At 60.8% G+C, this 10,006-nt stretch carries 12 protein-coding genes; 3 read left to right on the forward strand and 9 right to left on the reverse strand.

What is annotated here, in order from left to right; genetic code table 11:
- The 5 genes from D8V06_RS11525 to D8V06_RS11545 form a co-directional block, all read right to left on the reverse strand.
- On the reverse strand, positions 1 to 427 hold a 427-nt coding region (locus D8V06_RS11525; protein WP_130930992.1), incomplete at its 3' end, for an MFS transporter.
- 170 nt (positions 428 to 597) lie between these two features.
- Positions 598 to 1,746 (reverse strand): galactonate dehydratase, encoded by a 1,149-nt coding sequence (gene dgoD, locus D8V06_RS11530; protein WP_056855909.1) that lies wholly within the window; start codon positions 1,744 to 1,746, stop codon positions 598 to 600.
- Positions 1,747 to 1,794: 48 nt separating this feature from the next.
- Entirely contained in the window at positions 1,795 to 2,415 is a 621-nt protein-coding gene (locus tag D8V06_RS11535) for a 2-dehydro-3-deoxy-6-phosphogalactonate aldolase (protein WP_056855910.1), read from the reverse strand.
- A 19-nt stretch (positions 2,416 to 2,434) separates the two neighbouring features.
- Positions 2,435 to 3,427 (reverse strand): 2-dehydro-3-deoxygalactonokinase, encoded by a 993-nt coding sequence (locus D8V06_RS11540; protein WP_130930993.1) that lies wholly within the window; start codon positions 3,425 to 3,427, stop codon positions 2,435 to 2,437.
- Positions 3,428 to 3,671: 244 nt separating this feature from the next.
- Positions 3,672 to 4,154 (reverse strand): GNAT family N-acetyltransferase, encoded by a 483-nt coding sequence (locus tag D8V06_RS11545; protein ID WP_056855912.1) that lies wholly within the window; start codon positions 4,152 to 4,154, stop codon positions 3,672 to 3,674.
- A gap of 162 nt (positions 4,155 to 4,316) precedes the next feature.
- On the opposite strand from D8V06_RS11545, the gene D8V06_RS11550 reads away from it, so the two are divergent.
- The 3 genes from D8V06_RS11550 to D8V06_RS11560 are packed head-to-tail and all read left to right on the forward strand — an operon-like array spanning position 4,317 to position 5,357.
- Complete coding sequence (locus D8V06_RS11550) at positions 4,317 to 4,655, forward strand: hypothetical protein (RefSeq protein WP_130930994.1); 339 nt, start codon at positions 4,317 to 4,319, stop codon at positions 4,653 to 4,655.
- Positions 4,656 to 4,695: 40 nt separating this feature from the next.
- Positions 4,696 to 4,950, forward strand: coding sequence for a hypothetical protein (locus D8V06_RS11555; RefSeq protein WP_130904420.1), 255 nt, complete (start codon positions 4,696 to 4,698; stop codon positions 4,948 to 4,950).
- 26 nt (positions 4,951 to 4,976) lie between these two features.
- Positions 4,977 to 5,357 (forward strand): Rho termination factor N-terminal domain-containing protein, encoded by a 381-nt coding sequence (locus D8V06_RS11560; RefSeq protein WP_130907331.1) that lies wholly within the window; start codon positions 4,977 to 4,979, stop codon positions 5,355 to 5,357.
- Positions 5,358 to 5,423: 66 nt separating this feature from the next.
- Here D8V06_RS11560 and D8V06_RS11565 read toward each other — a convergent pair whose 3' ends face one another.
- The 4 genes from D8V06_RS11565 to D8V06_RS11580 form a co-directional block, all read right to left on the reverse strand.
- On the reverse strand, positions 5,424 to 6,353 hold the full coding sequence (locus tag D8V06_RS11565) for a PfkB family carbohydrate kinase (RefSeq protein ID WP_130930995.1): 930 nt from the start codon (positions 6,351 to 6,353) through the stop codon (positions 5,424 to 5,426).
- Positions 6,346 to 7,812 carry a cytosine permease gene (locus D8V06_RS11570; protein ID WP_130904421.1) on the reverse strand — a complete coding sequence of 489 codons (1,467 nt, stop codon included), beginning with the start codon at positions 7,810 to 7,812 and terminating at the stop codon, positions 6,346 to 6,348. The genes D8V06_RS11565 and D8V06_RS11570 overlap by 8 nt, the downstream gene beginning before the upstream one ends.
- Positions 7,813 to 8,029: 217 nt before the next feature.
- Positions 8,030 to 9,028 (reverse strand): ADP-ribosylglycohydrolase family protein, encoded by a 999-nt coding sequence (locus tag D8V06_RS11575; protein ID WP_056855917.1) that lies wholly within the window; start codon positions 9,026 to 9,028, stop codon positions 8,030 to 8,032.
- Complete coding sequence (locus D8V06_RS11580; RefSeq protein WP_056855918.1) at positions 9,025 to 9,738, reverse strand: GntR family transcriptional regulator; 714 nt, start codon at positions 9,736 to 9,738, stop codon at positions 9,025 to 9,027. The genes D8V06_RS11575 and D8V06_RS11580 overlap by 4 nt, the downstream gene beginning before the upstream one ends.
- Between the last annotated feature and the right edge of the window lie 268 nt (positions 9,739 to 10,006).

Below are 10,006 nucleotides of genomic sequence, written 5' to 3' on the forward strand. Positions count from 1 at the left end.
GTTCGCGCTCGGGGAACCAGGTGGTGACCACGCGGCTGTTGATCGGATAGGCCGGTGCTTCGAGAGCACCGACGGCCATGCGCAGGACGAACAGCGCAATGAAGCTGCCAGCGAACCCGAGCATCACCGTGGCAATCGACCACAGCAGCAAAGCGGCGGTGTAGAGGATTCGCGGCGGTACCCGGTCCACCAGCCAGCCGCCGGGGATTTGCATGGCGGCGTAGGTCCAGCCGAACGCGGAGAAAATCAGGCCGACGTGAATCGGATCGATGCCCAGGTCGCTGGTCAGCGCCGGAGCGGCAATCGACAGGTTGCTGCGGTCCAGGTAGTTGATCACTACGGTGATGAACAGCAGCACCATGATGAAAAAACGCTTGCGGCTGGGCGCCGCCAACGACGCCTGCCCGGTAAGGGTTTGCGGTTGCATGGGGAGTGCCTCTTTTTATGTTTATTGAGGTCGGCCTGTGGCCTTGCACTGAACCCTGTGGGAGCTGGCTTGCCAGCGATAGCGGTGGATCTGTCACATCACTGTTGAATGTGCGGCCGTCATCGCTGGCAAGCCAGCTCCCACAGGTTTACTGGTGATTCAGGAGGTGATCACCACTCGGCGAAACTGCCATCGGCATGGCGCCAGATCGGGTTGCGCCAGCGGTGACCGACGGCGGCGCGTTCGATCACGTATTCCTCGTTGATCTCGATGCCCAGGCCCGGGCCATTGGGGATCTTCACGAAGCCTTTGTCGTAGTCGAACACCCGTGGGTCTTTGATGTAGTCGAGCAGGTCGTTGCTCTCGTTGTAATGGATGCCCAGGCTTTGTTCCTGGATGAACGCGTTGTAGCAAACAGCGTCCAGTTGCAGGCACGCCGCCAGGGCAATCGGGCCGAGCGGGCAATGCAGCGCCAGCGCCACGTCGTAGGCCTCGGCCATGTTGGCGATCTTGCGGGTTTCGGTGATGCCGCCAGCATGGGATGCATCCGGCTGGATGATGTCAACGTAGCCTTCGCTGAGCACACGCTTGAAATCCCAGCGTGAGAACAGCCGCTCGCCGAGGGCAATCGGCGTGCTGGTCAGCGGTGCCAGTTCCTTCAGCGCTTCGTAGTTTTCGCTGAGCACCGGCTCTTCGATGAACATCAGCTTGTACGGATCAAGCTCCTTCATCAGTACCTTGGCCATCGGCTTGTGCACGCGGCCATGGAAGTCGACGCCGATGCCGACGTTCGGGCCGACCGCGTCACGCACGGCGGCGACATTGGCCAGGGCCAGGTCGACTTTCTCGAAGGTGTCGAGAAATTGCAGCTCTTCGGTGCCGTTCATTTTCACTGCAGTGAAACCACGGCTGACCGCTTCCTTGGCTGCTCGCGCGGTGTCTGCCGGACGGTCACCACCGATCCACGAATACACGCGGATCTTGTCCCGAACCTGGCCACCCAGCAGATCGCTGACCGACACGCCCAGCGCCTTGCCCTTGATGTCCCACAACGCCTGATCGATACCGGCCAGGGCACTCATGTGAATCGCCCCGCCCCGGTAAAAACCGCCGCGATAGAGCACGGTCCAGATGTCTTCGATGTTGCGCGGATCCTTGCCGATCAGGTAATCGGACAATTCTTCAACGGCAGCCGCCACCGTGTGAGCACGACCTTCGACCACGGGCTCGCCCCAGCCGGTCACGCCCTCGTCGGTTTCAACCTTGAGGAAGCACCAGCGCGGCGGAACGATGAAGGTGGTCAGTTTGGTGATTTTCATCTGATTGTCTCTCTTGTTAGATGCAGCGCTCGCAGCGCCAAAAAAGTCTTAGCGAAGGGCTTTCCAGGCAGTGACATAGGCCTTGGCATTGGCCGCCACTTGCTCCGGGGTCATGCCCGGTTTGAACAGGCCCGAACCGAGGCCGAAACCTTTGACGCCCGCGTCGATAAACGCCTGCATGTTGTCCGGGGTAATCCCGCCGACGGGCAACAGGACAGTTCCGGCCGGCAGCACCGCGAGCCAGGCTTTGACGACTGCCGGCCCCATCTGCTCGGCCGGGAACATTTTCAGCACGTCCGCGCCTTCAGCCAGTGCCGCGAACGCTTCGGTCGGTGTAGCGACGCCCGGTGACAGGTACAGCCCGGCTGATTTCGCTGCGCGCAGGACTTTCGGGTCGCTGTGGGGCATGACGATCACCTGCCCGCCCGCCGCTTTCACCTGCTCGACCTGTTCCGCAGTCAGCACTGTCCCCGCACCGATCAGGCAATCGGCGGGCAAGGTATCGCGCAGGATACGGATGCTTTCGTACGGCACAGGAGAGTTGAGCGGGACCTCGATAACCCGGAAACCGGCGGCGTACAGGACTTCCCCGATGGCGGCCGCTTCTTGCGGATGCAGGCCGCGCAGGATCGCGATCAGACCGTTTTGCGCAAGTGCTTGTTTGAGCATGTCAGGACTCCAGTCAGGTTTAACGGATTGGGTTGAGCCGGATCAGGCCGGCGGCCAGCGCCAACTGCCACAACCCGCGTTCGGTGGCCTGCTCGGCCAGGGACACTCGGGCAAAGCCGCAAGCGTCGAGGGCGCGGCTATAACGAGTGCAGAGTTGGGAATTGCCGATGAGGATGATTGATGGCAGATGCACGCTGTTGCGACGACGCCGTTGAGCATTGGCCAGGGCCGACAGCTCATGGCCGATCAACAGGCCGGACAGATAATCCGGTTGCGCCGCAGCGCTTAGCTCGCCGGTCAATCCGAGGCTGCGGGCGCTGAACAAAGTCGACAGCACGCCGATCTCACCGTCCGCCGACAACGCGACCTGCACCCCGCGATCGAACGCATCGCCATCAAACGCGCCGCCGCGCTGTTGGGTGCGCCCCAGGATGCTGTGTTCGCTGAGTACGGCGAAGACTTCACCGGTCATGAAGGTATCGAAGTGCACGATGCAGCCATCGGTAACTTCCACCCATTTTGAATGGCTGCCTGGCAGGCCGATCAACAGGCCGGCGCCCGCCTCGTCCGCCAGCGTTTGCAGAACACCGAGTACCTGGGTTTCTTCGCCACGCATCACGTTTGGCAGGCGCGAGCGTTGAATCACACCCGGCACAATATGCACATCGACACCGCGCAGACTGCGCACGGTTTGGAGGGAAGTTCCGAGATTGGCGACATTCGCCGGCGTATCGCAGTAGGCCGCTTCACGCCAGCCCTGGGCGCTCCCGACCATCCCGCAGGCTATCACCGGCAAATCTGGCTGAGCATCGAGCCAGTCGCCGCAAGCCTCGTCAAAAGCCAGTTCAAAACCGTCGGTGCATTCACGACCGTTGATGAGTCGCGGCGCCTTGGGCAACTGCATGATCCCCGACGACAGCGAGCGCTGTTCAAGGACCTGGCCGCCTTCGGCAAGTTTGTAAGCACGTAATGAGGTTGTCCCCCAATCGAGCGCGATCAATTGCGCCAGCATCGCTTCACCTGTTTTGTTTTTTGGCAGTGAGTGAGCGGGACTATAAACCTTGGCGTAGGTAAATCTCAATATATAAATATCAATCCCATATATTGGAACAATACCAAAAAAAAACCATCGCCTGCGACAGCCTCCTGTAGGAGCCAGCCTGCTGGCGATGGTCGTCAACGATAATGGGGGAAGCCTGAAACCCTGTGGTGTTTGCGATTTTTTCGCGAGCAGGCTCGCGCCTACAGAGAGCGGTTCAATTACCTTCGGCGAATTCTCTCAACACCTTCCCATCCATCCGATAGCGAACCCATTCCTCCTGCGGCTGCGCACCCAGGGATTTGTAGAAATCGATGGCGGGGGTGTTCCACTCCAGCACGCTCCACTCAAAACGGCCGCAGTCATTGGCACAGGCGATTTTGGCCAGATGGCGCAACAACGTCTTGCCCGCCCCGCCACCACGCTGCTCGGGGGTGATGTAGAGGTCTTCGAGGTACAGGCAGTTGCTGCCCAGCCACGTGGAGTAGCTGAAGAAGAACACCGCGAAGCCGATCGGCAAGCCATCGCGCAGGCAGATCAGACCATGGGCCGTTGCGCCTTCGCTGAACAGACTGCGCTCGATGTCGGCGACGCTGGCGATGACTTCATGGCGGGCACGTTCGTAGTCGGCCAGTTCAGTGATGAACGCGAGAATTTGCGGCGCATCGCTGGGGGTCGCCGGGCGGATTTCGATCGTCATGGACGTGCCTTGTCAAAAGTGGAAAACGCCATACTAAGTCGGTGAGTGATTTGTGGCGAGACATCGCAGCCGGGCGAAACCGTTCGTCGTTCATCAGGCACCAATCAGAAACAGGGGCGGACCAACATCAGGTAAGGACTCTAAATCAATGGAGACACCACCATGATCATGTCCAGGCTGCCCGCTCTAGCCTTTGCTGCCCTGCTCTCCCCGTTCGCTGTCGCTGCGACCACCGCGTCCGGCACCGGCCCGACCAATCCGGTCGAACCGACCAAGGCTCCCGCCATCCAAAGCGCCCCCGGCATGAACACCAACGGTACGGGCGTCGACGACAGCCTGCCGCCGTCCACGGGTACTGACCCACGGACTCAAGGCAACGATATGGGCCGCCAGGGCGGCCTGAACCTGCCGGACACCAAGACACCCGACAACGCCGGCCCCGGCGTTGGCTCGAAAACCACCACCGGTGGCTCAGGCTCCGAAGGTGGAGTGAGCCAGTAAGTTCGCCGCAAGACCTACCCATCGCCATGAAGAGGTAACCATGAACGTCGATAAAAACCTGGAAAAAGAAGTCCTCACCCGCCTGCTGCACGCCCATCCAAGCGGACTGGGCAAGGAGGTCCTGGACAATTACCGGGGGGAGAAAGTCGTGGCCAGCACCCTCGCCGAATTGCAGGACCGCGGCTTGATCCAGCACGGCAATGTGCAGTGCAACGAAGCCGGCGAACACTCGTTGAACCTGCCGATCAAACTCAGCGCCGCTGGCGTTGAGGCCGCACGCAAACTGGATGTCTGAATGACTCTGAAGCCAGGAGAAATCCCATGCCTCGTGGAAGCAAAGACAAATACACCGCCGAGCAAAAACGCAAGGCCGAACACATCGAAGACAGCTACGAAAACAAAGGTGTGTCCAAGGACGAAGCCGAAGCTCGTGCCTGGGCAACCGTGAACAAACAGTCCGGCGGCGGAGAAAGGGCTGGCGGTTCCGGGCGCAAGAAACCGGCCAGTGCGAAGGCTGAAGATCGCAAGGAGTCATCGCGGCGCGCAGTGGCGAGTCGTGAAGGTCATTCGCGTAACAGCAAAGTTTCTCGCGATACCCAGACTGTGGACAGCCTCATGAAAGAAGCCCGGGCGAAAGACATTCCCGGGCGCTCGTCAATGCGCAAGCAGGAGTTGATCGAGGCGTTGCGCAAGGCTGGTTAAGGCTGGTTTATGTTTTTATTTGAAGGCCCGATCGCTAGCAGCTAGCCTGCTGGCGATCGCGACGGATCAGCCGCCGAAAGTATTACGGATCAACGCATCCACCTCTGTAGACCCGGGCGACGTCGCAGGCCCCCAGCGTGTGACCGCCAATGCCGCCGCCGCATTGGCCCGACGCGCCGCCTCCTGTGCGTCCAACCCCTGGGCCAATCCGGCGATGAACACTCCCGCATGAGCATCACCGGCACCGTTGCTGTCCACGGCCTCGACCTTGAATCCCGGCACATGCCTGTGCTCGGAACCCTGGTTGATCCAGCAGCCATTCGGCCCATCACGCACCACCATCAGCACATCCTGCGGTAGATAGCCGACCAGTCGATCCAGTGCCTGAGCAATATCCGCAGCGCCGGTAATCTTCAGTGCTTCGACGCTGTTGCTGGTCCACACGTCGATGCGCGGCAGCAATTCCTGCATCAGCGGCTCATCAGGTGAATCCACCAGTGGCCCCGGATCGAACACCACGTTGACACCTTTCGGCAGCGCAAGCACCCAGTCCACCAACGGTTGCGCCTTGCCCACATGCAGCAGGCTGTAGCCGCTGACGTAGACAAAATCGCCCGCCTCGGCCGGGACACTGGCCAAATCCTCGGCGCTCAATTCGCCTTCGGCGCCGATGTAGGACACGAAACTACGCTCGGCCGAGGCGTCCGTAATCGCGACGCACAACCCGGTATCACGTTCGGCCGGATCTGTAATGCCGATACGGATGCCTTCCGCGCTCATGGCGTCGCGGGCCAGATCACCGAAACGCCCGGTGCCGTGTCGCCCGAGGTACACCACCGGCAATCCGTTGCGCTGCGCGGCGGCCATTACATTAAACCCGCCGCCGGCTTCGAAACTGGCGGATTGCGCTAATACGTCACCCCCTGCTTGCGGCAATTTATCCACGGCCATCACCAGGTCGATGATGACCTGGCCGGTGTGCAGCATCTTAGGCATGAGCATTCTCGGTAAGCGCGGCGCGACGGTCTTTCGCCCCACCGAGTACAAAATAAATCCCGCCAGCCACGACAAAAGTCACGATCCAGCCGAGGCCGTTGTGCCCCAGCCACGAGTCGGACAGGAAGCCCTTGAACCAGACATTTTCGGCCGTGGTGCCGATGGTGGTGAAGCTGAAACCGAGCACGATGGCGATGGCCCACGCGCTGAATGCGCGCCATTCCACACCGCCGCGATACCAATAAGCGCTGCTCGGGCTGACATCCAGCAAGTCCTTGGGACTGTAGTAATGCCGATGAATCAGGTCGACCACAAAGATCCCGACCCATGCCGTGATCGGCACCGCCAGCAAAGAAATGAAGGTAATGAACGGGCCGTAGAAACTGTCGGCGATCAGCATGAAGTAAATCGAGCCAGCAAAGATCGCGACGATGTCGACCACCACGGCGTAGACGCGCTTGACCTTGAGCCCGAGCGTCAGCGTGGTCAAACCGGCGGAATACACCGACAGATTGTTCGACAGCAGCAAGCCACCAAAAGCAGTGATCAGGTACGGCACGGCCATCCAGGTCGGCAGCATGTCGCGGATCGCGATGATCGGGTCAGTAGCCTGGGCCAAGTCATTGTTGCCCACCGACAGCAGGCCGCCGAGGGTGATCAGCAGCACCAGCGGAATCCCCGCACCGAATGCCGCCGAAGCCACCAGGCGTACGGCTTTGACGCTGCGGTGCTGATAGCGCGACATGTCCGCACCGGCATTGGCCCAACCGATCCCGGTGCCGGCCGCCATGGTGCCGATGCCGATGATCATCGCGCTGATCGGCGCAGGCGTAGCGTTGAACACCGCGCTCCAGTCGATGGTGGCGCAGAGGAAGCCGCCGACCAGAATATTCAGCGCGCCGAAGACGTAGGTCGCCCATTTCTGAATGACCAGCAATGTCGCATGACCGAGGCCGGACACCGACAAGGTCAACAAGACGAAAATCGCGATGAACAGCAGCGTCAGCGCAGGCGCACTTTTCGCTTCCACCGGCGAGCCGAACAGGATCGAGCACAGTGAGAGCAGCACGAACGCGGCGGTGGTGGTGTTGACGGTTTCCCAGCCCAGCCGCGACATCAGCGAAACCAGGGTCGGGCCGATATTGCCGCGTACGCCGAAGATCGCTCGCGACAAGGTCAGGCTCGGTGCGCGGCCGCGACGACCGGCGATCGAGATGATGCCGACCACCGCAAATGAACCGGCGGCGCCGAGGATCGCAACGATGATTGCCTGCCAGATCGCCAAACCGCGAAAGGCCACGAGGGTCGCACCCAATGGCAGGCCGAGGATGGAAATGTTGGCGGCAAACCAGACCCAGAACAGTTGCAACGGATGACCATTGCACTCGGATTCCGGCACCGGTTCGATGCCGCGTGTTTCCAGTTGCCCGGCACTTTGCCCGGCGTTTGATGAACTCATGAAAAATGCTCCTGTTGCCATTTTTGTGGTTGTGGGCAAATCGGATATCGACACTACAGCCCTGTGGCGAGGGAGCTTGCTCCCGCTGGGCCGCGAAGCGACCCCAAGACCTGCGACAGTAGTGAAGCAGGCACACCGAGTCGTCAGCGTTTACGACTGCTGCGCAGCCGAGCGGGAGCAAGCTCCCTCGCCACAGAATATCGGCTTGATCCAAAAATCAGCGCAGAACCAGCAGCCCTTGCACCAAAGGCTCAAGCTCCAGATCATTGACGGCCTTGACCTTGTCGATCATCTCGACCGGCCAACTCTCAAGGCCCAGGCAGGCCCCAAGCATCGCGCCGAGAATCGCTGCGATGGTGTCGGTGTCACCGCCAAGGCTGGCGGCCATGCACAACGCTTCGAAAGCATTCATTTCGCCGATGGCCACCTGCTGGGCCAGGGCAAACGACACCACCACCGACTCCTGCGAAGCCACCGACGTACCGATCACGTCGTACATCAGATCCGCCAGCAGCGCTTTGTCGCTGTCAACGCTGATGCTCCGCGCCCAACTGATGCGCGAGGCAATGCGTCCGCCGGCGACCCAGTGACCATGGGTTTCTGCTTGCTGGGCGATTTGCTGACCGAGGTTCAATGCTTCGCCCAGGTCCATGCCATTGATCCCGGCGGACACCACCGCCGCCACCGCCGCCGCGCTTGAAATCCCCAGCGTGGTGTTGTGGGTGACCTGGCAGGCCTGCACGACCGCTTCAATGAAACGCTGCGGATCGACGACATCCGCCGCGATCCCGACCGGCGTAATGCGCATCGCCGCGCCATTGGTGGTGCCGTAGCGCCCCGCCTCTTCCGGTGAATGACCCGCGAGGATCATCTCGATGGCGCGTTTGGTCGAAGGGCCGAGCAGATCCTGCGAGCCCTTGGCCTGCATCACCGCTTCCCAATCGATCAAGCGCTGGGCAAGCACCGACGGTTCGATGCGACCTTCGCCCTCGATCAGCAACTGGCCGACCAGGATAGCCTGTTCGGTGTCATCGGTGATCGAGCCTTTGGGCATGTTGGCGGCGATCGGTTGATCTGGGCCGGCATCTTCAAGGTCAGTGATTTGGCCAAAACGCGCCTGGATTGCAGCACGACTCAACGATTGCGTCGGCATGCCCAGGGCATCGCCCAAAGCCAGACCGTAGAACGCGCCCAAGGCACGGTTGAGCGCAGTCATTTCGACGTTCCAAATTGCAGGTGCAGACGGAAATGCACAGGGTCGAGCAAACTTTCCACTTGCTCCATGAAGCGGTTCTGTCGGTCGTAAGTTGTACGCAGCGCCTTGAGAAAGACCGTGCCGACCGGGCGCCCCAGCAACTCGGCATCCAGTTCATTCAATGGTTCGGCGCCGATCCATTGATCGCCACGCTCACCGATGTAGCCATAGGCAGCCAGGGTGATGGTCAGGGAATTGTCGATCAGACCGACCCGCGGCAGGCTTTCCAGGCCTCCGGTGGCGGGCATTAGCGAGCGTTCGAGGGAAACCAGCGTACCGTCGTTGGAACGGCGGCGACGGTCGAGCGTGATGAATTGGTCAGTGCCGAACCGCGACAGCAGGTCGGGGCGAGTCACCGCCTCCAGCCGCAGCACCTCGGTATTGACCAGCGCTCCGCTGTCGGCCAGGGCTTGGGCCCAGCCGCTGCGCTGGTCGAGGACCACACCGTCAAAGGTGACGATGGAACCCACCCCGCTTTGCGTCGCGATGTAATTGCGCCGTTTCAATTCGGCCAGGGCTTCACGCAAAGTGCCGCGGCTGACTTTGAATTCTTGAGCCAACTGATGCTCACCCGGCAACTGAAAACCGTCCTCGAGGAGGCCGCTTTCGATGCGCCGGATGAGTTCGTCGACCACCCGTTGTTTCTTGTCAAATCGAACCTGTCTAATCATGTACAAAGTGATAACCGAAACCGGTTCGGGCGGGCAAGGAAAATTTATCGATCCAGACGGAAGGATCACAGAACCGTGGCGAGGGAGCTTGCTCCCGCTCGGCTGCGCAGCAGTCGTAAGCCCGGAAAGTGCGGTCTACCAGACTCACCGCGACAAGCGCTTTTGGGGCCGCTTCGCTGCCCAGCGGGAGCAAGCTCCCTCGCCACAAAAGCTCTCTACTACAAAGGAATCAGCACTGTGATGATCGTTCCCACGCTCTGCGTGGGAA

This window comes from Pseudomonas sp. Sample_24, assembly GCF_004307605.1.
Taxonomy (GTDB): Bacteria; Pseudomonadota; Gammaproteobacteria; order Pseudomonadales; family Pseudomonadaceae; genus Aquipseudomonas.